Consider the following 20,577-nt stretch of genomic DNA (forward strand, 5'->3'; position numbering starts at 1 on the left):
GACACGACCGGGCTGCCCGGTCGTGGGCGCAGCCGGTTCGTCGTGTCGCGGTGCGCGGCAATTCCGGGAAGAGCGCCTCGACACCGAGCGGGCGGGGTAAGGGGGCAGCGACCCTGGCCTGCCCGCTGGCTGGCCTACGACAACCGGCGGTGACGCCACTCCGGCGATCGGCGACCTCACCCGGGCCGAGTTCGGCCGGGGATGATCACATCACGTAATCTGTCACGCGTCGCATGAAACCCGGTGTCCACTCCCGACGTTCAACCTCAAGCAGGCGGCGCGCGCATTCTGTGGACAGTCCAGCGAGAGGAATCCGATGATTTTCATCACGGCCAAGTTCAAGGTCCGCCCTGAGTACGCCGACCGGTGGCCTGAGATCGCCGCCGACTTCACCGCCGGCTCGCGCGGTGAGCCGGGCTGCCTGTGGTTCGACTGGTCGCGGAGCATTGACGACCCCATGGAGTACGTGCTGGTCGAGGCCTTCCGAGACGACGATGCCGGGGCAGCGCACGTGCAGTCCGAGCACTTCAAGACCGCGCAGCGGACTCTGCCGCCCCACCTGGCTGAGACACCCCGGATCGTGAACGTAAAGGTCCCGCATGACGACTGGTCACTGCTGGGTGAGATGGCTGTCACCGGCATGGAGTAGCCCCGAGCAGCCCTCTTCCCCTCTTGAGGGTGCAGCTCGATATGTTCGTACTCCTTGGGCCTGGCCTCCCTAATCGTGATGTCCATGCTCCGAAGTGCGCATCAGGGGTACGACAACCGGCCGCCGTATTCCGCCGTCGGAAATGCGGGCGGCCCGTCGTACGTTCCCCCGCTCAGCAGCAGCGGAACCCTTCGCGCGGATCCGCTTCCCGTGTACCCGTGTGCTGGCGGGCAGCGAGAACGGGCTGTGGCTGGACTGCCAGAAGCTCGGCCACGAGGTACTCGCCCACCGGCAGCCGCAATTGGACGTGGCGTACACCGAGATTCCCGGCTACGGTCACCCCGACACGTTCCTCGGCCGGGGCGCCGCCCTCGACATGTTCGGGCACATTTTCGACTTCCTCGGCAAACGGCGGCGACGGACGTCTTCCGGGGCGGCCGGATGCAGCACCCGGGCGTACCCGGACCACACCCCAGGAGGCAACGACCCATGCCGCAGCTCGCTCTCGACGGCGCAGCACTGACGTATGACGACGAGGGCCCCCGTGACGGTGACGGCGTGCCCCTGGTGTTCATCCACGGTTGGACGGCCAACCGGCACCGCTGGGACCACCAGACGGCACACTTCGCCCCGAAGCGGCGGGTCATACGGCTCGACCTGCGCGGGCACGGCGAGAGCAGCGGGTCGGGGGCGCGGACGATTGAAGAGCTGGCCGCGGACGTCCTCGCCCTCCTCGACCATCTGAAGGTCGACCGGTTCATACCCGTCGGCCACTCCATGGGCGGGATGATCGCGCAGACCCTCGCCCTCGGCCATCCCGAGCGGATCGAGCGCCTCGTACTGGTGAACTCGATCAGCCGGATGACCTACAGCCGGGGGAGGGGCCTACTGATGGCGGCATCCACGCTGGTGCCGTTCAAGTTGTTCGTCGCCGCCAACATCCAGCGGGCCTTTGCCCCCGGCTACCCGCGCGAGGAGATTCGCGAGTACATCCGGGCCTCCTCGGCCACGCCGCGGGAGGTGGTCATGACGTGCTACGCCGCCATGCGGACCTTCGACGTCCTCGACCGGGTCGGCGAGATCCGCACGCCCACCCTGTTGGTGCACGGCTACCACGACATCCAGCTGCCCGTCGCGCAGATGCTTCGGATGGCCAAGGCCTACCCGGACGCGCTGGTCCGGATGGTGGACGCCGGCCACGAACTGCCGGTGGAGAAGCCGGCGGAGCTGACTGCGGCGCTCGACTGGTTCGTGACCGACCGAGCATAAGGCGGTAGGCGGCCGAGTGGATCGCCTGCGGGACTTCGTCAAGGCCGTCTGGCCGTCGGGAACTCGGAAGTGGCGGTACGCGTAGGCGCGCTCGCCAGGCGGTTGAACTTGCCGAGAGTTCCCCCCGTCCGCAGCCAGTCCGGCTGACGGGTTGTGATGTCCTCGAAGCGGAAGCGGAAGCGGAAGCGGAAGCGGAAGCGGAAGCGGAAGCCGAAGCCCATGGGCATCGGTGTCCGTGCGGCGGATTCTTGGGACATGGCCGAGTTACCGGCACGAGATCCCGGTGGGCAGCCCCATGTTGCGCGCAGTTCGTTGCCGGTCCGGGCCGCCCAGGGGCGGGAGGGTCGCCGAGCGCCAGGTGGGCTGTTCGCTGAGGCCGCGGCAGTTCGGCTCGTTCAACGAATCGTCGCCAGACCCGGGGTACCTGCCATGCCACTCATGGCGATCTCCCGCTGCTGTGGCGTCAGTGACGCAGATCCGCCCGGTGGAGTTGGGACTACCCGCATCGATGAGGCAGTCCCTGGACGCCTTGGACACCGCAGCTGGGCGTGACCTCCTGCGCCGCCCTGTGTGACGCGCTGGCGCAGTGTGGTCACGCACGCTTCGAGCCGGCCGCGCATGGTGTCCACGAGTCCATGCGGGGCCGACGTCCGCGGCCTCGCGTTCGGCAGGAGTCGGTGGCCGCTTCGTGCTCAGTTGGTGAGGGCGCGCAGGAGGGGGCGCAGGGCCTCGGCGAGCGCGGCCGGGTGCGTGAGGTAGGGCACGTGCCGGCCCGGGAGTTCGAGGAGTTCGGTGTGCATCTGGGTGGCCAGCCACTGCGATTCTTCGTACCCGTGGTGGTAGACCGCACTCGGGTCGCGGTTGTCGGCGCCGGCCGTGACGATGCGCGGGACCTTCACACGGGAGAGTTCCTCAGGTGTGGGCAGGTACTCGATGAAGGCCCCGAGTTCCATGCCGAGGAACACCTCTGCGTTGGACAACAGCCGTTCACGGACCTGTGGTTCGACGGCCGCCAGGCCCTCCTCGCCCCAGGCCCAGCGGAGCAGAGCTTCCAGCGCACCCGCCAGCCCATCCATCGCCATGCCCTTTTCGAACAAGGCACCCATGAGCCTGCCTACCTCATCAGGGTCGGAGCTGACGGAGATGAACGGCGGCTCATGGAAGATCGCCGCGCGCACCACTTCGGGGTGACGCAGCACGAGGTTGGTCAGAATGACTCCACCGCCGCTCGCACCGAACACCACGGCCGGAGCGAGACCGAGTCCGCGCAGCAACCCCGCAGCGTCATCGGCCTGTTCATCGACGGACGTCGAGAACCAGTTCTCAGGACGCGGACTTCGCGAGTTGCCCCGCCGGTCATAGGACACCATCGTGAATTCGTCCGCGAGCGCCTCGCCCGTGCCCGTCCATAGCCCGGCGTCGCCCGTGACTCCCGAAATGCACAGCACCGCAGGACCGCGTCCACGCTGCTCGTAGTAGACAGTGGCGCCGCCGATGCCGATGGTGCTCATAACGGCCGCCTTCCCGGAATTCGGCCCCCGCCTCCACCGCGCATTCTGCCCTGTGGCGACTTTGCCCGGCCGGAGGCACGTAACGAGATTTCCTGACTCAGCGGCACCACCGACCGGGCGCCGCCTCCCGCCGGCGGCCAAGGCCTCGGTGGTCCGTAGGTGCGTGACGCACGAAGGAGCTCCGGCCAACCGGGACGGGATGACATGGCCGTTTTCTTATGGAGCATCGCGCAGATCAGAGCGAGGGTGATCTGATCAGCGCATGACCAATGAGCACTGTGCGACGCGCACCCACATTGAAGTGTGGAACGGGCGGGTACTGCCGGACGGGCTGGTATCGATCTGCTTCGGCACCGTCCTGCGCGGTTCTCTGCTTCCCATCGTCGTCTGGCTGGGAATCGCTGCCTTCGTATATTTCGTCTACAACCCGCTGGTCGCAGTGGTCGAAGGAGCCCTCTTCCTGATCTCCTTCTCGGTGGGCTTCGCGCTCCGAAGAAGGTTGAGGCACTCGATAAGGTGCAGCATTTACGGTGCGGTGGGAGGGGTGCTCGACAAGTCGATGGCGGGGTTCTGAGCCGTTCCGCTGCCCGGCTGACCGGCGGCGAAGGCGACGACCGGCTTCTGGCCCGACGATGTTCTTCGTCCACGTCCGCAAAGGTGCCCGATGCCCTGTCCCACGGAGGGCCGCTCAGGTGGGCCGCAGGGCGTCACCGCCAACCGGCTGGCACGGCTGCGGTGGTGGCACCGATGGAGCGGTCGGTGGCGTCGACGGTGGAGTCCTCGACCCGGGCCTCGTCCAGGACCCGTCCAGCTCGGGTCTGCGCCAAGGTGTGCATTATGACGGGGAGCCCGCCCTTCCTCCCACACAGCTACGGCCCAATCCCCCGGCACAGCCAGAGCGCAGGGGTCAGGTACTGGTGGGCAGGGGGTCGTGGGGGAGTTGGGCGAGTATGAGGCGGCCGTCGGCGCGTACGTTGCATTCGCTGATGGTCCGGGCTGCCTGGTGGACGTGTCCGTGTCGGGTTTCGAGGCGGAGGGTGATGGTGACTTCACCGAGGCCCTGGCGTTGTCCGTCCTCGGCGGCGAGTCGGCGGTAGAGGGTGTTGGGCCAGTGGTCGGGGTCGCTGTCCTGCCACACCTTCACGGCGACGTCGTGGAAGCGGCATTTCTGTCCGCCGTGCGGCTCCTGCAGAAAGGAGTGACTCAGTGGCAGGGTGCCCAGCAGGGGGACGAGGCGGGTGTGCAGTTCATGGGTTTCGACCAGCCGGTGGCGCTGCCAGTGTCTGCCGGAGGGAACAGTCATCCGCACCGTGGCGAGCAGGTAGGGGTGTCCGGCCGGGGCGGTGACGGGAAAATCCGCCCGCCACACCGGCCAGGGCGGTACCGGAGGATCGGGCTCCGGTAACGGGCCGTTCCGGCTGGTCAAATGCACCCCGTGTTCGGTTTCCACCAGCAGATTATGACCCGTGCCCCGCCGTCGCGGGCGCGAACACCGATACGACCGGTGCCCGTTGGGACTGCTGGGAACGGCGCCTACCTCCTCCGCCGCTGCGGGTGCACGCCGTGCCGACTGCGGGCGCGCACCGGCGGGACACCCGGCCTGCTGTCAGATGCGCACCGGCCTGAGCTCGGCCGCACCGCTCAGCGCTGCGGTCAGCAGGTCGACCTCCTCCGGCGCACCGGCGATCTCCACACCGTGAGGTCAATTCCCGCTACAGCAAGCACAGTTCCTCCCACCCGCGTACAGGCACGGCGGCGGGCCCCCAGCGAGGCGGGAAGACGGATCGTGGGCGGCCGGCATCCGGACGGTGATGCCGCCGCCCCCGACCGAGCCCACGTGCTGAAAGATCGCCAACTTCGATCTGGGCCCCCAGCGCGCCGACACCGGCTCGACGATCTTCGCACCGGACGGGAGCTTCTACACGTTCTTCGGGTGCGACTATGCGCATCACGAACTGAGCCACGAGCCCACGGAACCTCGTCGACGTCGAAATCCACGAGCGATTCGATCACGGTCCCGGCAAGATGCCCCTGTGAACCATGTCCTGTGCGGGCTCGCCGCCAACACGGCCCTGCCGTCCGAGCTGGTCGACCGGCTGATCGCCGTCGCGGACGCAGACATTGCCGCGGACCTCGCAGATCGCGCGGACCTCAGCCATGCGCAGGCGATTGCGCTGGCCGCGCGCGTTGAGGAGACCGCTGTGCGGCTTGCGTACGAGGGTCGGCTGACCGCCGCCGACGTCGATCCCGTGGCACAGCCGTACGCCGCGCTCGCCCTGCTCGACGAGCGTGCCGGCAGCCCGGAGTGGGCACGCCTCTTCGCGGCAGATCCAGTCGTCGAGCGCCGGGAGAAGTTGGCCGCTTGCTCGGACCTCCCACCTGATGTGACGGAGACGCTCGCCGCCGACTCGGACGTACGGGTCGTCGCGGAGCTCGCGTTGTGGACGACGCCGGAAATGGCTGCCCGACTTGCGGGACATCCGCATGCCGAGGTCCGCCGCGGGGTGGCGGCCAACGAGGCGACGCCACCGGCCGTGCTGGCGGCGCTGATCACCGGCGAGGGTCTGCCTCCGGCGCAGTGGTGCCTGGTCTGCGACCGGGAAGAGACGCCGTTCGTACACGATCCGCTATGCCCGCGGATCGACTGCGATCTGCGGTCCGGCGCCTCCTGCGACGGCTCCCACGAGTCCACCGTGCACGAGATGCAGCAGATGGCGCTATGGAATCCGGCCACGCCGACCGAAGCCGTCGTCGGCTTCGCCGACCATCCTTCGACGCTTCTGCACTGGGCGCTCGCCGCCCGGCGCGACCTGCCGGTGGAGGTGTGCGGACGGCTCGCCGTTGATCCCCGTCCCGGTGTTCGAGCCGACCTCGCCGAGAATCCCGCGATCGACGACGCCCTGATCCGCGCGCTGGCCGCCGACCGTGGCCACGACGTGCAGCGCAGGCTCGCGCGCAACCCACATGTGCCGCTCGACGTGCTGACCCACTTGGTCGGCGCTACCAAGATCGGCTCAACTCTCCTGCCGCGGATCGCCGTTGCCTCTCCCGCCGAGGTCAAGGAGCTGGCCGAGTCGCCGAATCCGACCGTGCGGATGCTCTTGGCTGAGCGACGCGATCTGCCGACTGAGATCCGCGACGCGCTGGCCGCCGACCCCGACGCGAAGGTGGTCAAGTCCATCGCGCCGCACCCGGGCCTCTCCGAAGCCCAGCTGCGCGCCATGGTCGACCGGCACGGAGTCCGGGTCGTCGCCAAGGTGGCGGCCAACCCGGACGCGTCGCCGGCAATGCTGGAGGACCTGGCCCGGCACGAACCGCCGGTGCAAAAGGCGCTCCGTGAGGTCGCCCGGCACCGCAACACGACGGCCCCGTCGCTGCTCGCCTGCTTGGTGGACAAGCAGGCGAGGCTGATAGCTGCCGGCCACCCGGCGCTGCCGCCGCCGGTCATAGTCGAACTGCTCGCCGACGACGACTGGCGAGTGGTGGAAGCGGCGGCTGCCAACCCTTCACTGCCGCGTGCCGTGATGTCGGTGCTGGTGCCCTAGTCGGGCGGGGCATGCGTCCAGTACAGCCCGCCGGCTGTCATCACGGTCCTGGCGATCCGCGCCCCCGACGGGAAAAGAGTGGCTTGTGTCGGCGACCGTCCTGACAATGGTCATGGTCGTGCACGGGTACATGCCCGGCTGAGGATTCGATGGACGGGGTGGACGCGCTGCTGGCGGCGTATGACGAACAAGTACGGGGACATGTGCCGGAGCGGGCGCCCGTGGGGGCCGTGATCGAGGGGGACGGCACGGTCTTTCGGACCCACTACGGCACGCACGGCACGGTCCACCATTCTCCGTTGACCGGCGGGACCGGGCCGATGGAGGTGACTGGGCTGATCCGTCGGCAGCAAGCGGCCTTCGCTGCCCGCTTCGAGCCGGTCGAGTGGCGGGCGTACGGCCACGACCCGGTCCCCATGGACGAACCGCTGCGCGCCGCCGGTTTCACGGCCGTCGGTCCGGAACGGACGCTGCTGATCGCGGACCTCGACGACGTGACGGGCGCGGTAGCGCCGGCGAAGGGCCTGCGGGTGCGGCGGCTGAGCTTCGGCTACCACCGGGCTGGGGAGATGAGTCGCCTGGTCGAGGCCGGTGGCCCGTACGCGCGCGGCCTGGCGGACGTCCGCGAGGACCACGGGAACAGTCTGAACTGGGGCCTGAACGTCCAGCTCTTGGAGGCGGAGACCCGTCTCGTCGGCGTCGGCTGGGCGGAGGTCGTGGGGCCCACGGAGTTCGTAGCCGTGTGCGGTATGACCGGCCCGCACGCCGAGTTCCTCCCGCACTGGGTCCAGTGGGCCCGCAACAGCCATGGCCTCCACCTGGGCATGGGCCCGGCGCCGGACCGCCGCTATCTGACGGCGGAGGCACCGGACGGCCCGGTCAAGGATGCCCTCCTCGCAGCCGGCTTCCGCGCCGTGTCGACCGTGCGCACCTACTGCTGGACCCCCCAGGGGCCGCAGCCCGCGTCCACCCGCCCGGTGAGCATGCTCCTGGACGACCGGGAACACGACGCGCTCTGCGACGACTTCGAGGCCCGCTTCGCCTTCAAGCCCAGCTACACCTACTACCCCGGCATCGAGGAGCCACCGGACTCCGTCACCTGGCACGTTGGCGACATCACCGACACTTGCCGTATCCACCGGCTGATGCGCAACCTCCCCGACGACCACCGGGTCAAGCGACTCCAGGCCGTCGTCGAACGCGGGCTGCGCGCCCGTCTCCGCCCCGACGAGCCGCTCTTCTCGGTCAGCTGGTGGCATCAGGGATACCGCTTCGACCCGGCCCGCGTCGGAGGCCCAGGTCAGCCGACGTGGCCGGGCGCCGCCTGCTGGGGAGACGAGTACTACAAACTCCTCACCCGTGACCTGCGCATGGGCACCTTCTGGCACCCCTGGGAAGAGTCTCTGTGCGTCTTCGGTGCCGACCTCCTGGCCGAGGTCGAGGACGACCTCACGGCCGTCCTCGGCACGGTGATGCGCCGCGGCGGCCGTAACACCGGCAACGTCTGGACGTACGAGTCGACGAGGGGACCGACTCCGGCCCAGGGGCACCGAAGTGCGTGATGCCTCGGCGCCGCACGGCGAGCCGCCATGTGAGGCGCTCAGCATGACGGAGCGCTGACACGAGCCGATCGGCTACTGAACCTTGACAAGGGCTGCGTTCGGGCGGATGTCGTGGCGGTGGCTGACTGCGGCTGCGGTACCGCTGGTTGGTGCGGGGACCAGCGGCCGGCCAAGGCCCGTACCCCAGGGCCGTCAACGGGACGACGAGCGACGGTTGGCCCCTGCGACGTTCAGAAGTGGTTGGTCAGCAGTCGAAAGCCCATGATCGGCACACTGGAGCGTGTTTCAAAATCCCGTTGCCTACAGTGGCTGCTGCATACGATCCTCCCGGCATGGACCTTCCACTGCAGAAGATCGAACTGGACGACCTCGCGCTGCGCGCATTCAACGGCGAGGCGGACCTTCCGGAGCTCTTCCGGGTCATTGAGGAGTCCCTGGAGCACCTGCGCCCGTGGATGCCCTGGGTTGCTGAGCACAGCCTGGCCAGGACCACCGACTTCCTGGCCGACCGCGCGGAGCGCTGGGCGAGCGGTGATGAGTTCACCTACGCGATCGTGTTGGACGGGGCCATCGTCGGCGCCTGCGGACTGTTCCGGCGTGACGACACCCCGGACAGCAGCCGCGAGATCGGCTACTGGCTGCACCCGGCCACCACCGGCCGTGGCGTGGCAACCCGAACCGCCCGCGCCCTGGTCGAACAGGCCTTCCGTCTTCCCGGCATCGACTATGTCGAGGTCGTCCACGACCCGGCCAACCTTGCCAGCGGCGCCGTCCCGGCCCGCCTCGGCTTCACAGAGCACCTCCGCCGCCCCGCCGAGCGCCTCGCCCCGGCCGAGACCGGCGAGGTTCAGATCTGGCGACTGACTCGCCGTCAGGCGAAGACCTTGACTGCCGCTGAGGCTTGTTGACGGGCACGGGCGGGAGATCCGGAGCGGCCGCAGGGCAGGCTCTTGTGCCCCACTCGCCTGTTCGTTCGCTCAGGCTCCGGCATTTCTCAGCCACAGGGGCAGCGACCCGATGACCACGCCGGCACGGTAGCGGACGGCGAGCTTGTCGAACCGGGTCGCGACGGCCCGGAACTGCTTCAACCGCGCGAAGCACCGCTCGACCACATTGCGGCCTCGATAGGACCCTGCGTCGAACACCGGAGGCCGGCCGCCTCCATTGCCCCGACGAGTCCAGCTGGGGGCCTGGTCGCAACGGTGGTGGTCAGCCCGCCCCGGGACCGGCCGAGCGCCTCGCGACGTGCAACTGCTGCCGGATCATCCGGTAGGGCCTGTTGCGAAAGTGGCTCGTGGTGAGATCCAGCGAACTGGCTGGAGCCCTGATGACGAACGGCGATGCTATGTGGTTCCCGCGGGGGTTGCTCCCGCTGTGGTGAGGAGAGCGACGGTTTCGGGATGGGGGCCGTCGATCGCCCAGTTGATTGGTGAGCGGCCCGTGCCGTGATCTTCACGAAGGTTCGGATCGGCGCCGCGCGCCAACAATTCGCGCACCGTTTCAGTGTGTCCCCAGCATGCGGCTGCGCACAGGGGCGTGCCTTCCGAGCCGAGTCCGCTGCTCTCGGTGTCCGGGGAGGCCCCGGCCGCCAGGAGCAGGCGGGCGATCTCGGCTTCTCCATTCACGGATGCCACATACAGAGGAGTGGTGCCCTCGCTGTCCGCTCGGTTCGGGTCGGCCCCAGCCCGCAGAAGCGCCTTCACACGGATGGTGTCGCCCATCAAGACTGCTACGAATAGGTGTTGGGAGAGCTTCTTCCGCTTCCGCTGGTTCATGGGTGCCGAGGTTAACGACTGGGTACGCGGCGGGGCCACTTATATCCACTCGTTGATGGCGGCGCCCACCACGGTCGCCGCGTAGCGAACGGCAAGCTTTCCGGCGCCCACGCGACCACCACCGCAACGACCTTCCGCACCGCCCTGGCGAGAGGGCTTCCGCCCAGGCTCCGACCAGATGCCAGGACAGTCGAGCAACCCCGAGCCGGCCGACCCGCTACACAGAGGCTGCCAAGAGGGAATCAGATTCGCCGTGTTGGTGGTCGTCGCGGCTGGATGTGTGGCGACGTCCGATCCGACCGGTGAGGCTGAGCGTGCGGGCGTTAGCGGAGGTGGATGCGGTCGCCGGCTACCGGACTGCTGGTGCGGGTCAACTCTCGTTGCCGCCATGCTCCGGGCGGGTCTCCGTGATGGCGCCGGAAGGCTGCGGCGAACGCGTAGGGCGAGCCGTAGCCGATCACGTTGGCGATTTTAGCCAGGCCCAGCTCGCCGTTGCGTAGGTAGTCGCGGGCCAGGGTCATTCGCCAATCCGTCAGGTATTGCATCGGGGTCCGGCCGAGCGCGTCTCGGAAGGTTCGTGCGAAGGCCGCCCGGGACAGTCCGCTGATCTCGGCAAGCTCGGGGACCGACCACGGGCGCCCGGCATCCTCGTGTATGGCTTCCAACGCTGCGTTCAGCCGGGGATCTGCCGACGCCCGGTACCAGCGAGGTGCGGTGGTGCTCTGACGGAAACTGGTACGGATGGCAAGAACCAGAAGTATGTCGAGGCGCCGGTCCAGCACAGTGGGCTGACCTGGCTCAGGGGAAGCCAGCTCACGGGAGAGCAGGCCAATCACGTCGCGCAGGGGATCGCCGACGGCCGCCGAGAGTGGCAGCACCTGGGGCAGCGCATCGAGCAGGCCGCTGCCAATGTCGCCCGAAAACCGGTAGGCGCCACACAGGAACACCGTGGCCTGTGAGTCGTCCGAGCGTCCGTCGCGCCGGTGATGCGCCCGGAACTCCTCCGGTTCGAGGCAGTCGGCGCCGGGTTCATGGCAGATGTAGTGATCGGGGCCCCCGCGGACAAGTGTCACGTCGCCCGGTGAGAGCTCCATTGGGCTCTGAGAGTCGTCGTCGAACCACAGCCACCCCCGCCCCCGTACGACAGCATGCACCGCGAGCGCGACTACCTGGACCCCGTCGCAGTCTTCAACGCGATCGGATGGCCTGCACAGTAACGGCTTCGTCGTGCTGTACGTGCCGACTGTCGCGCTCCCGTGCCCAGCCGCTGACTCATTTTGGTGTCCAGGCCAACGGCGGGCTGCGGGGGAGCGAGCCAGGCATCGAGTGAGATCGACGAGGGCCGCCAGTGAGACGTACCAGCTCACCAGGGGCGAGAATCAGTATGCCGAGGTGCTCGATGACGTACTCACGCACGTCATCGAGCACCTCGTCCGGCGTCCCAGTCGCAGGCATGCAGCAGCTGCTGGATCCGGTCGGGCAACCGTGCCCGGTCTCCTCCGGCAACTCCCGGCCGTTCTTCTGTCTCAGCGGCCGCGGTCCTGCAGTATTAACCGGGGCTGCCGCAGTACCAGTTGCCCGCCGAGGTGCAGACCGTCACCTGAATGCGGCGTACGTCGTACGGTGTGGTTCGGGAGAGCGAGATGCCGGCCGTCATGCCGTTCGTCGCCCGTCCACTGGCCTGGCGGTTGACGGTCGTCCAGGCACCGTGGTTGTACTCCTGCCAGCTCACGTAGACATATGACGTCGACGGGTTGCCGGCGTAGTCGGTCACTGAGCCGCTGACGCTGAAGCCGTTGTTGTTCTCGTCGACATAGCCGCTGCCGCGGGCGAAGCTGTTGCTCGCCGACCAGCCGCGGTCGGCCACCTTCGCCTCCGCCTGAGTGGTCGCGGCCATCAGCGCCAGTACCGCCAGTGCCCCGCCTGCCGTGCTTCGTAACGCAGTCCTGCGCATGCTTGTACACACCTTTCGCTTGAGCTTGGGGAGTGGGCCGACGGAGATGTCTGTCGGAATGCCAGGAGCATGCTGGTGTTCGGCGGGGCGGAACAAGGGCAGGGGGCTGTCCCGGACAGGTCCGCGCTGTCCGGGCTGGTCAACGGCATGTCCCACGCCGCCCCCGGACAGCCGCATACTGCCGACTGTCGCTCACCTGCCCAGCCGCTGACTCCATTTCGTGTCCAGGCCAACGGCGGGCTGCAGGAGGCCGAGCCAGGCATCGAGTGAGATCAACGGGCACCGCCAGCTGAGATGTACCAGCTCGCCGGGGCGAGAATCGGCATCACGAGTGGGTCGAAATCCTGGACCGGCACTTCCCGCCCCAGAAGCCCGGCCAGGGCACGGCCGGCTGACTCTGACGCTCCGATTCCGGCAATGCCGTGGCGGCCCGGTTGGTCACCGGGGCCGCCACGGGCGTGCGTCGGGTCGCTGGGCTTCGTCCCTGGAGGCCTGCCCAGCAGCGGGGGTCTCGCCGGGCGGGGCGCGTACGACGTCATTCTGCCCGAGCGGGCCATGGGACCGGGTGACGGAGAGCAGGGTCGGCTGCGAGGCGTTGCCGTGCCTGGTGGAGGTGGACGCGGACGGTGCTCGGTGCGATGCGTAGTTGGCGGGCGATGTCGGTAGTAGGGGTGCCGAGCGCCCACAGCCAGGTCGCGTGGCGCATGCGGTGGGGGAGCCGGTTGAGCGCTTCGGCCAGCGCGCTGTTGCCGAGGCCCTCGATGACGGCCTCCTCGGGGCTGCGCTCGACCTCGTTGGCATCCAGCGGGGCGCCCGTGGTCACTTCCAGCCGGAAGCGGCCCGAGGTGAAGTGGTCGGAGATCAGGTTGCGGGCGATGGTCATCAGCCATGCTCCGAAGTCCCGGCCCTGCCAGGTGAAGGTGCCCAGGCGCAGCAAGGCGCGGACGAAGGTGTCGCTGGTGAGGTCCTCGGCCGTGGCCTTGCCGCCGACACGGTAGTAGACGTAGCGGTAGACCGCATCGCAGTAGGCGTTGTAGAGCAGGCCGAAGGCGTCGCTGTCGCCGGCCTGGGCGCGCTCCAGCCACAGGCGGACGTCTTCGGTTCCCTGGACGACCGGCCCCCCGCCCGACGAGCTGGGGGCCGGCTGGAACGACGCAGACATCACCAGCGCACGGACGCCGCGACGGCGGCTGGTGTGCGCAGGACCATCCAGAGCGCTACACCCGCATGGACCAGGGCGGCGAGGCCACCGGCGAGTGCGGGGCCCCCAACGGCCGCGCACACGGTGGCCGCCGTCAGGATGACGATGACGACCACCACGCGCACGGGGGTAGGCCGGGTGTGCAGCCGTCCGGGGTGAGGCTCGCTCCAGAACATGGGACGGTGAGCGAGTAAGGAATGCAGGGCACGGCGCATGAGGTGAACTCCTGTGTCTGAGAGGGCCTTTCACCGTGCTCCGGCCAAGGACTGCGGCGGAAAGCCCCGCTGATGCTGACTCTTCGGAGTGTGCGCCCGGTCACACTCGTCGTCCAGATCCGCAGGTACGTGGAGAAGCTCACAGGCATCCGCCTAAACGCTTCCTGCGGCGGGATCGTTGAACAGTCGCACAGGCCGGAACGGAAGACCGGCCTTGCGGCGCGACGGGTGCGGAGCGTATCCGCGTCTGAGAGAGACCCGTCGTCCTGCTCCGGCCAAGAGACTGGGACGGCGGGTCTCCGCCACAGGCCCGACCGAACACACGGTTGCAGGCGGTGAGACAGGGGGCACCTCGGACAGAACTGATTGAGGGCAGCCGTAGACGCCTGGATCGCCGACGCAGCTACGCGGGTGCTGGTGAGCCGCCCCCACGCATCCATCAGACGGTTCCCCATGGTGCGACCGCCGGGCCACCCGGCCCGTCACCGGGACGCAGTTCCATCCGGCGTCGGTTGATGTCGGTCCACACGGTCTGCCATCGTGCGAGCAGGAAACCGAGTTCGTCGCCCAGTTTTATGAGGCGGTAGCGGCTCTTCCATCACTTGCCATCGGGCACGCCAGTTGAAGAACACCTCGACAGCGCCCACCGCGGTCGCGAGGGCGACCATGGCGAAGGCGATGCGCCCTCAGATGTTGAGTGCCCACTTCCGAACCTCCAGGCCCGCAAGTCATTCGACGGCACCATCTCAAACCAGGTCGACGTAAGACCCTAATCCGTCCTATGCTTATTACATGCCACTTGTGCAGCAGGCGGTGGAGGATGACGTCGCGGAGCTCGTACGCCTGCGGGCGTTGCTGTTTGACACCCTCGGCGGCGACTTTTTCAACCCCTCGTCAGCAGACGACGACTGGCGGGACACCCTTGCCGCCGTGCTGAAGGAACAGGTGACAGCGGACGCCGTGCGGATCCTCGTTGTGCACGGCGACAACGGCCTCGCCGCCTGCGGCATCGGCACCATCGAGCAACGGCTGCCCGGCCCGCACCTGCGCAACGGCCGGATCGGACACGTGATCGGCGTGGTCACTGATCCGGCGTACCGACGGCGCGGCCAAAGCCGCGCGATCATGCAGGGCCTACTCGACTGGTTCCGGGAACGCGGGGTGGCCCGAGTGGACTTGTATGCCTCTCCCGACGGTGAACCTCTTTACCGTGCGCTCGGCTTCGCCGACCACCCGGACCCCTCGCTGTACTGGCGTCCATGACAGGCGCCCCGCCGCACCAGGCAACAGCAGAGGGGAGTCTGGTGATCCGGGTGCGGGACAAGCTGGGGCCGCTGTTCCGCGACGAGGAGTTCGCGGGAGCGGGTGACGGGCCGGTCCCTCCAGCGCTTCAACGTTGCCCCTTTGACGCGTAGCTGGGTCACCCCCTGCGTTCCCCGCAGGAGGGCGGATTCGTCCCCGTGGACGCCGTTGCCTTGAACACGGCTGGTGCAGGGTGATTACGAACTTCTCACCGCTGTATAGCGACGCATAGTGGACGTTGAGCTCGACTCGGTGACGGATCAAGTCCGTGAAAGCCGCGTGGGCCTACGGGATGTAGTCCTTGACACTCAGAAGGTACTTGTCGTGGCCGGTGGTCAAGACTTCTGCCCGCCCCAGATGAAGCTCGTGCAGGTCTCAGCCCGTGCCCGGCCCGCGCACGGCTGTGTGCTCGTCGAACAGCGCGAGGGCCTGCCCGTATGGAAGCCGGGCGAAGCCGGTGTCCGGGCACACGTCCCGAGGACTGACGACCTTCCCTGGCCCGGGACGGCGGTGAGGTTAGGACCTGTTGCGAGAGCGTTGGTCACATGCCCCTTTCGTAGGCCCCGTCCCACGGGCCGTATGGCACGCAGCCCACCGGCGCTGCGCCAGGACGGTCACACCCGCAGCGAAACCAGCCGGGCCGCCAGCGCGTGTTGAAGTACGTCATGATCGCCTCAGAAGGGAACGCGTTGCACACCACAGGACCACGCCCCTCCCGCCGCACCGCACTCGCTCTCGGCGCCGGCACGGCACTTTCCGTCGCCCTGCCCCTCGGCGGGACGGCATACGCCTTACCTGGCGGGGATGACGGCATTACCTCACGGCTGAGGGAGCTCGAGCAGCAGCACAGCGCCCGTCTGGGCGTGTTCGCCCGCAATATGCGCTCAGGCAGGATGGTGGCGTACCGCGCGGACGAACGCTTCCCGATGTGCTCGCTGTTCAAGACGATCGCCGCCGCGGCCGTTCTGCGCGACCTCGACCACGACGGCGAGTTCCTGGCCAAGCGCATCCGGTACACCGCGGAGTACGTCGAGAAGTCGGGCTACTCCCCGATCACCGGCAAGGCCGAGAACCTCGCAGGCGGCATGACTGTCGCTGAGCTGTGTGACGCCGCCATCTGCCACAGCGACAACACCGCGGGAAACCTGCTGCTCCGCGAGCTTGGGGGACCGACCGCCATCACCCGCTTCTGCCGCTCGATCGGGGACGGCAAGACCCGGCTCGATCGATGGGAGCCCGAACTCAACTCGGCGGAACCGTGGCGCGTGACCGACACCACCACCCCCCGAGTCATCGGCCGGACCTACGCGCGCCTCACGCTCGGCGACGCGCTCACATCCCAGGACCGGGAACGGCTCACCGGCTGGCTGCTCGCCAACACGACCAGCGGCGACAGATTCCGCGCCGGCCTTCCCGCCGACTGGATTGTGGCCGACAAGACCGGTGGCGGGAGGTACGGCGGCAACAACGACGTAGGCATCACTTGGCCGCCGGACGGCGCACCGATCGTGATGGCCGTCCTGACGACCAAACACGAGGAAGACGCGGCGGCCGACCATCCGCTGGTGGCCAAGACCGCCGCATTGCTGGCAGCGGCACTCACCTAGGGTCGGTTGCGGAAGTGCTGGTCACAGCCACTCGTTGAGGGCTGCGACCAGCACGGTCGCCTCGTAGCGCACGCCAAGCTCGTCAAACCGGGCGGCTACGGCACGGTGGCGCTCGAGGCGGCTGATGCCGCACTCGACCGCGTGCCGAGCCTTGTAGTCCCCCGGGGCGAACTTCGGCGGACGGCCGCCGCGGGGGGACTCCCCGCAGTGCCTGGTCCTGCTGTTCGCCCAGCCCGTCAGCCGAATCGTCCGTATGACCACCGACGATGTCCTCCGCGATGGCCAGCACGTCGCACTGCGGGTCGGCGACCCGCCCACCCCAGTCCCCGAGACGGTAGCCGACCTCCTGCTCGACCACCTCCAGGCCCTGCCCGCCAGCCCCCTGCCTTCTACCAGAACTCGCCGCTCTTTCCCGGCCGCCGCGCAAGCCAGCCCATGAACCCCGCCACCCTGCGCGACGCGCTACGGGAACTCGGCATCCCCGCCGAGAAAGGCCGCACCTCCGCCATCCGCCAACTCGTCCTCCGGGCCCGAGCCCCCGTCATCGCCCAGGCACTCGGCCACATCAGCTGCGTGATCTCTCCTTCGGGGGCAACGTGTGGCCGCCAGGCCGCGTCCTTCTGGCTGTGATCGAACTTCTCGACCCTTCCAGCCCTGACGACTACGAAGGGGCCGTGCGGCCAGGCCCGCTGTGGCGCCACGCCTTGTGGGTGGCGGCCATCACCGTCCTCGGGGTGGGCCTGGGTTGGGCCGGCGCCTTGTTCCGTATCGGCCCCGAGGAGTACGGGCTGCCGTCCGCCGCTCCGGGGGCACTCTGGCCGTATCTGGTCGCCTGGACCGCGACCGGCCTGGCGGCGGCAGCCGTACTGCGGGCTGCCGCCGCCAGGGTGCCTGTCTACGCCCCGGGAGGGACCGCGGCCGTGCTCACCATCCTGGGCACCCGGCTCTCGCTGGGCTGGCGGCCGGAGGCACCGGTGCTGGGTGCGATGGCTGGGGCCGCGCTGACGGCGGCGGCCATATGGTGCGCCCTTGCGCTGCGCTCCGGCTCTCATGGCAACCGCGGCGGGGGAGGTACGTCTGGCGGGTGAGGGGGGAAGTCGACGTCACGAAGCCTCATGGCCATGTAGACCGACGGGGATGCGCTGGGGCAGCGGGTTCAGGAGTCCGTGGAGGGTTGGGTGACCTCGGCCAGGACGGCGTTGAGCAAGTGGGGGAAGCGGGCGTCGAGTTCGGCCTGGCGCACGGACACCAGGCGAGTCTTGCCGCTGGTGCGCGTGGAGGTAATGCTCGCCTCGCGGGATCCGCCAGTGGTTCGAGAGCGTGGAGCGCGGAACGGTGATCCCTTCAGGGCTGCACGTGACTTCACCGTTTGCCGCCAGGCACCGCAGTAGCTTCAGACGCCACGGGGTCACCGAGGGCATGCAGCACGGCCGCCAGGTCGAAGTCTGCGGGCTTGGGCTGACTCAGAGTGCGCACGTCTCTCCTCCTCGGGCCTGCAACTAGTATGATCATCAGTTCAAGATTTCGAGATCATCGAACTGATCTTGGAGGTGGGCATGAAGGTGCTGGCGACGCTGGCCCGGCTGTACGTGGATGACATGGACCGCGCGCTTCCGGCCCTGCGCGACCTGACGGGCCAGGACACCCGGATGCGGTTCCCCTACGGCGACGTGGAGGTCGCCAGCATCGGCGGCTTCCTGCTCGTTGCGGGCACCGACAAGGCGCTTGCTCCGTATCGGGACGTCCAGAGCACGGTGCTCGTCGACGATCTGGACGGACTGAAGAAGCTCCTGGACACGCACGGCGGGGAGATCGTCTCCGGCCCGAACCAAGTGCCGACCGGGCGCAACGCCACCGTGCGACACCCCGGCGGGGTCATATTCGAGTACGTCGAGCACTCCGCGTAGGCAGTATCACTTCGATCGAGTGGTGTTCTGGTCATGCTCAGCAGGCGGATAAACGGGTTCTTCTCTCGTGACGGGACTGCCAGCACGACGCTATGCCGGTCCGCACTGCTCCGTAGTGCCTTGATCGATGCTTTATATGCGTCCATCGCAGCCATCTCTTCCCCTGCTCCCGGTAGGAATACAGGCCTGGAGGCGGAACGCCGAATGGGGTGAGGACCGCCGGCCCGAGCCGCTGGCCTGGTCGCTTGAGCGGGTCACCGGATCTCGTCCGCGTTGGCGCTCGTCTGGATGAGTCCTATGGTGAGAAGTGGTGCAAAGGCTTTTCCCACGAGGTGTTCACGACGGGGAGGACATGATCATGTCCGAAGCCACGCGTCACGGACCGCTTCGGCGGACGCACGACGATGCCGCAGGCGTCACGGCCACCATCAACCGGGCAGCGAGCGCCGCGGGCGCTGCAGGTCGGGCCGCGGCGGATGCCGTACGGCACCCCCAGGCAGTGGTGGACCGGTTCCGGCATCTGCCTCACGCGCTGCCGCTGGTCCGGCAGGCGGTGGCACCCATCCTGACCGGACGGGTGCGTGACTGGCGTGGGGAGTACGCCTACACGTTGGGTGAGCAGGCATTCGTCTACGGTTTTCCGTACATCTACAACGCCCGGCTGCGTCACCAGTGGGTGACCCAGCCGCGTGACCCGGCGACGGTGCCGTATGCCGCGGTCAACCATTTCTGGCACGCCCAGCGGCTGCTTGACGCCTCGTACCGGGACGGCGGTTGTCCGAACAACGACACCCTGTACTCGACCGCGTGGGTGGACCTGCACAGCGAGCCGGTCATCCTCGCGCACCCGGACATGGGTGATCGCTACTTCTCCTTCGAGCTGATGGGCATCACCTCCGACAACTTCGACTACATAGGTCAGCGCTCCACGGGATCGAAGGCCGGCCATTTCGCGATCGTCGGTCCGGACTGGAGTGGGAAGCTTCCCGATGGTGTGCGCCGTGTCGCGACCGCGCCGAGCCCGTGGATCCTGATCCTCGGCAGGACGCTGGTCGACGGCGAGGACGACGTGCCGAACGTGCAGACGCTCCAAGCCCAGTACCAGCTCACTCCGCTCAGCTTCTTCGGCAGGGGCGGCGGGGCCGTTGACCCGGCGCGGCTCCCGGCGAGCCGCGAGGTGCTGGCGCCGGTGGACCCCGCGCAGGATCCACTCGGCCCGTGGAAGACGCTCAACGCCATGCTGGCCGAGAACCCGCCACCGGCGCACCACGCGATCCTCCTCAAGCAGTTCGCCGAGGTCGGCATCGGTCCCGGTCTCGACGTCGAGGCCCAGCCTGAGGCGGTCAAGCAGAACCTCATCCGGGCTGCGACTGTCGGTACGCCAATGCTCAAGCAGCAGATGCTCAGCGGTGAGTGGGCACATGTGGTGAACGGTTGGCATTATCCGCCACCGCAGATGGGCCGCTTCGGCGACGACTTCCTCAAGCGCGCCGCCGACCAGTCATTGGCGGGCATCATGGCCAACGATCCCGACGAGGCGGTCTATCTGCTCAACTACGACGACGCCGACGGGCACAAGCTGTCGTCTGGCCGGTACGCGCTGCGCTTCGGTGCGGGCGCGATGCCGCCCGTCGACGCCTTCTGGTCCCTGTCCGCGTACGGCGACGACATGAACCTGATCCCCAACCCAGCCGGCCGCTACTCGGTCGGGGACCGCACGCCTGGGCTCGTCATGGACCCTGACGCTGGTCTGACCCTCCATCTGCAGTCCACATCACCGGGAGAGGACCGTGAGTCCAACTGGCTGCCCACGCCCGAAGGCGACACCTGGTTCGTGATCCTGCGCATGTACCGGCCGCACCGCGAGGTCGTGGACGCGGTATGGGAATGCCCTCCGCTCACCCGCGTCGACTGACTGGTCAGTGCTGGATGGCGGCCTTGAGCAGGAAGATCCTGCGCGACTGCCGACCCGGGGGCGACAGCGTCCACCACGCATGCTGGGCATCGCAGCCTGCCCAACCTCGTCCTTGCAGGAGAGACGAGCAGCAGGCAGGGCAATGGACACCCGTCAAAGATCATT

At 68.3% G+C, this 20,577-nt stretch carries 22 protein-coding genes and 2 pseudogenes; 13 read left to right on the plus strand and 11 right to left on the minus strand.

The features are described from left to right. The first annotated feature begins 316 nt into the window (after positions 1–316). From ACFYXH_RS21870 to ACFYXH_RS21880, 3 genes are all read left to right on the plus strand, one after another. Complete coding sequence (locus ACFYXH_RS21870; protein WP_389565391.1) at positions 317–649, plus strand: putative quinol monooxygenase; 333 nt, start codon at positions 317–319, stop codon at positions 647–649. Between the two features lie 220 nt (positions 650–869). Next, positions 870–1,172, plus strand: a complete 303-nt coding sequence (locus ACFYXH_RS21875; RefSeq protein WP_389565394.1) for a hypothetical protein — start codon at positions 870–872, stop codon at positions 1,170–1,172. Then, on the plus strand, positions 1,139–1,918 hold the full coding sequence (locus tag ACFYXH_RS21880; protein WP_327327977.1) for an alpha/beta fold hydrolase: 780 nt from the start codon (positions 1,139–1,141) through the stop codon (positions 1,916–1,918). Before ACFYXH_RS21875 ends, ACFYXH_RS21880 begins: the two co-directional genes overlap by 34 nt. A gap of 38 nt (positions 1,919–1,956) precedes the next feature. Here the strand turns inward: ACFYXH_RS21880 and ACFYXH_RS21885 are convergent, their stop codons facing one another. Both ACFYXH_RS21885 and ACFYXH_RS21890 read right to left on the minus strand, forming a co-directional pair. After that, complete coding sequence (locus ACFYXH_RS21885; protein WP_389565397.1) at positions 1,957–2,175, minus strand: hypothetical protein; 219 nt, start codon at positions 2,173–2,175, stop codon at positions 1,957–1,959. Positions 2,176–2,610: 435 nt separating this feature from the next. Then, complete coding sequence (locus tag ACFYXH_RS21890) at positions 2,611–3,429, minus strand: alpha/beta fold hydrolase (protein WP_389565400.1); 819 nt, start codon at positions 3,427–3,429, stop codon at positions 2,611–2,613. A 262-nt stretch (positions 3,430–3,691) separates the two neighbouring features. Here ACFYXH_RS21890 and ACFYXH_RS21895 point away from each other — a divergent pair, with 262 nt between their 5' ends. Then, complete coding sequence (locus ACFYXH_RS21895) at positions 3,692–4,003, plus strand: hypothetical protein (protein WP_389565402.1); 312 nt, start codon at positions 3,692–3,694, stop codon at positions 4,001–4,003. A gap of 333 nt (positions 4,004–4,336) precedes the next feature. On the opposite strand, the gene ACFYXH_RS21900 is transcribed toward ACFYXH_RS21895, so the two are convergent. Further along, positions 4,337–4,879, minus strand: a complete 543-nt coding sequence (locus ACFYXH_RS21900; protein ID WP_389565404.1) for a hypothetical protein — start codon at positions 4,877–4,879, stop codon at positions 4,337–4,339. Positions 4,880–5,462: 583 nt separating this feature from the next. Here ACFYXH_RS21900 and ACFYXH_RS21905 point away from each other — a divergent pair. From ACFYXH_RS21905 to ACFYXH_RS21915, 3 genes are all read left to right on the plus strand, one after another. Next, positions 5,463–6,974: a hypothetical protein gene (locus tag ACFYXH_RS21905; protein ID WP_389565406.1), complete on the plus strand. Its 1,512-nt coding sequence runs from the start codon at positions 5,463–5,465 to the stop codon at positions 6,972–6,974. Positions 6,975–7,123: 149 nt separating this feature from the next. Beyond that, positions 7,124–8,536, plus strand: a complete 1,413-nt coding sequence (locus tag ACFYXH_RS21910; RefSeq protein ID WP_389565409.1) for a DUF2716 domain-containing protein — start codon at positions 7,124–7,126, stop codon at positions 8,534–8,536. A 332-nt stretch (positions 8,537–8,868) separates the two neighbouring features. Next, positions 8,869–9,444 (plus strand): GNAT family N-acetyltransferase, encoded by a 576-nt coding sequence (locus tag ACFYXH_RS21915; protein ID WP_389565412.1) that lies wholly within the window; start codon positions 8,869–8,871, stop codon positions 9,442–9,444. 69 nt (positions 9,445–9,513) lie between these two features. Here ACFYXH_RS21915 and ACFYXH_RS21920 read toward each other — a convergent pair. The 6 genes and pseudogenes from ACFYXH_RS21920 to ACFYXH_RS21945 form a co-directional block, all read right to left on the minus strand. Next, positions 9,514–9,738, minus strand: a pseudogene (locus ACFYXH_RS21920) (IS5/IS1182 family transposase); the annotation flags it as partial. Positions 9,739–9,879: 141 nt separating this feature from the next. Continuing rightward, positions 9,880–10,311, minus strand: a complete 432-nt coding sequence (locus ACFYXH_RS21925) for an ankyrin repeat domain-containing protein (protein WP_389565415.1) — start codon at positions 10,309–10,311, stop codon at positions 9,880–9,882. Positions 10,312–10,634: 323 nt separating this feature from the next. Further along, a complete protein-coding gene (locus ACFYXH_RS21930) occupies positions 10,635–11,678 on the minus strand; it encodes an AraC family transcriptional regulator (RefSeq protein ID WP_389565417.1) in 1,044 nt (347 codons plus the stop codon). Positions 11,679–11,860: 182 nt separating this feature from the next. Next, entirely contained in the window at positions 11,861–12,265 is a 405-nt protein-coding gene (locus ACFYXH_RS21935) for a hypothetical protein (RefSeq protein WP_389565420.1), read from the minus strand. 535 nt (positions 12,266–12,800) lie between these two features. After that, positions 12,801–13,427 carry a sigma-70 family RNA polymerase sigma factor gene (locus ACFYXH_RS21940; RefSeq protein WP_389565422.1) on the minus strand — a complete coding sequence of 209 codons (627 nt, stop codon included), beginning with the start codon at positions 13,425–13,427 and terminating at the stop codon, positions 12,801–12,803. After that, a complete protein-coding gene (locus ACFYXH_RS21945) occupies positions 13,427–13,681 on the minus strand; it encodes a hypothetical protein (RefSeq protein ID WP_389565424.1) in 255 nt (84 codons plus the stop codon). Before ACFYXH_RS21945 ends, ACFYXH_RS21940 begins: the two co-directional genes overlap by 1 nt. Positions 13,682–14,473: 792 nt before the next feature. Here ACFYXH_RS21945 and ACFYXH_RS21950 point away from each other — a divergent pair. Then, complete coding sequence (locus ACFYXH_RS21950) at positions 14,474–14,944, plus strand: GNAT family N-acetyltransferase (RefSeq protein WP_389565427.1); 471 nt, start codon at positions 14,474–14,476, stop codon at positions 14,942–14,944. Between the two features lie 417 nt (positions 14,945–15,361). Here the strand turns inward: ACFYXH_RS21950 and ACFYXH_RS21955 are convergent. Continuing rightward, positions 15,362–15,496: pseudogene (locus ACFYXH_RS21955) on the minus strand (site-specific integrase); the annotation flags it as partial. A 152-nt stretch (positions 15,497–15,648) separates the two neighbouring features. On the opposite strand from ACFYXH_RS21955, the gene bla reads away from it, so the two are divergent. Beyond that, positions 15,649–16,590: a class A beta-lactamase gene (bla, locus tag ACFYXH_RS21960; protein ID WP_389565430.1), complete on the plus strand. Its 942-nt coding sequence runs from the start codon at positions 15,649–15,651 to the stop codon at positions 16,588–16,590. A 21-nt stretch (positions 16,591–16,611) separates the two neighbouring features. Here bla and ACFYXH_RS21965 read toward each other — a convergent pair whose 3' ends face one another. Then, the gene (locus tag ACFYXH_RS21965; protein ID WP_389565433.1) at positions 16,612–16,851 is read right to left on the minus strand and encodes a hypothetical protein; all 240 of its coding nucleotides are present in this window, start codon (positions 16,849–16,851) and stop codon (positions 16,612–16,614) included. A 174-nt stretch (positions 16,852–17,025) separates the two neighbouring features. On the opposite strand from ACFYXH_RS21965, the gene ACFYXH_RS21970 reads away from it, so the two are divergent. The 4 genes from ACFYXH_RS21970 to ACFYXH_RS21985 all read left to right on the plus strand — a co-directional run bounded on the left by ACFYXH_RS21970 (position 17,026) and on the right by ACFYXH_RS21985 (position 20,412). After that, positions 17,026–17,220: a hypothetical protein gene (locus tag ACFYXH_RS21970; RefSeq protein ID WP_389565436.1), complete on the plus strand. Its 195-nt coding sequence runs from the start codon at positions 17,026–17,028 to the stop codon at positions 17,218–17,220. Beyond that, a complete protein-coding gene (locus ACFYXH_RS21975; protein ID WP_389565800.1) occupies positions 17,220–17,678 on the plus strand; it encodes a hypothetical protein in 459 nt (152 codons plus the stop codon). The genes ACFYXH_RS21970 and ACFYXH_RS21975 overlap by 1 nt, the downstream gene beginning before the upstream one ends. A gap of 468 nt (positions 17,679–18,146) precedes the next feature. Next, positions 18,147–18,497 (plus strand): VOC family protein, encoded by a 351-nt coding sequence (locus ACFYXH_RS21980; RefSeq protein WP_389565439.1) that lies wholly within the window; start codon positions 18,147–18,149, stop codon positions 18,495–18,497. A 358-nt stretch (positions 18,498–18,855) separates the two neighbouring features. Continuing rightward, positions 18,856–20,412 (plus strand): DUF1254 domain-containing protein, encoded by a 1,557-nt coding sequence (locus ACFYXH_RS21985; protein WP_389565442.1) that lies wholly within the window; start codon positions 18,856–18,858, stop codon positions 20,410–20,412. The last annotated feature ends 165 nt before the right edge of the window (positions 20,413–20,577 follow it).

The sequence above is a fragment of the Streptomyces sp. NPDC002730 genome, from assembly GCF_042888805.1.
GTDB lineage: Bacteria > Actinomycetota > Actinomycetes > Streptomycetales > Streptomycetaceae > Streptomyces.

Bases quoted from the DNA above. Each gene is read 5' to 3' on its own strand.
- ACFYXH_RS21915 (WP_389565412.1), top strand. From the start codon at position 8,869: ATGGACCTTCCACTGCAGAAGATCGAACTGGACGACCTCGCGCTGCGC.
- ACFYXH_RS21935 (WP_389565420.1), bottom strand. From the start codon at position 12,265: ATGCGCAGGACTGCGTTACGAAGCACGGCAGGCGGGGCACTGGCGGTA.
- ACFYXH_RS21950 (WP_389565427.1), top strand. From the start codon at position 14,474: ATGCCACTTGTGCAGCAGGCGGTGGAGGATGACGTCGCGGAGCTCGTA.
- ACFYXH_RS21890 (WP_389565400.1), bottom strand. From the start codon at position 3,429: ATGAGCACCATCGGCATCGGCGGCGCCACTGTCTACTACGAGCAGCGT.
- ACFYXH_RS21925 (WP_389565415.1), bottom strand. From the start codon at position 10,311: ATGAACCAGCGGAAGCGGAAGAAGCTCTCCCAACACCTATTCGTAGCA.
- ACFYXH_RS21945 (WP_389565424.1), bottom strand. From the start codon at position 13,681: ATGCGCCGTGCCCTGCATTCCTTACTCGCTCACCGTCCCATGTTCTGG.
- ACFYXH_RS21880 (WP_327327977.1), top strand. From the start codon at position 1,139: ATGCCGCAGCTCGCTCTCGACGGCGCAGCACTGACGTATGACGACGAG.
- ACFYXH_RS21895 (WP_389565402.1), top strand. From the start codon at position 3,692: ATGACCAATGAGCACTGTGCGACGCGCACCCACATTGAAGTGTGGAAC.
- ACFYXH_RS21910 (WP_389565409.1), top strand. From the start codon at position 7,124: ATGGACGGGGTGGACGCGCTGCTGGCGGCGTATGACGAACAAGTACGG.
- bla (WP_389565430.1), top strand. From the start codon at position 15,649: ATGATCGCCTCAGAAGGGAACGCGTTGCACACCACAGGACCACGCCCC.
- ACFYXH_RS21885 (WP_389565397.1), bottom strand. From the start codon at position 2,175: ATGTCCCAAGAATCCGCCGCACGGACACCGATGCCCATGGGCTTCGGC.
- ACFYXH_RS21940 (WP_389565422.1), bottom strand. From the start codon at position 13,427: ATGTCTGCGTCGTTCCAGCCGGCCCCCAGCTCGTCGGGCGGGGGGCCG.
- ACFYXH_RS21980 (WP_389565439.1), top strand. From the start codon at position 18,147: ATGAAGGTGCTGGCGACGCTGGCCCGGCTGTACGTGGATGACATGGAC.
- ACFYXH_RS21970 (WP_389565436.1), top strand. From the start codon at position 17,026: ATGAACCCCGCCACCCTGCGCGACGCGCTACGGGAACTCGGCATCCCC.
- ACFYXH_RS21985 (WP_389565442.1), top strand. From the start codon at position 18,856: ATGTCCGAAGCCACGCGTCACGGACCGCTTCGGCGGACGCACGACGAT.
- ACFYXH_RS21870 (WP_389565391.1), top strand. From the start codon at position 317: ATGATTTTCATCACGGCCAAGTTCAAGGTCCGCCCTGAGTACGCCGAC.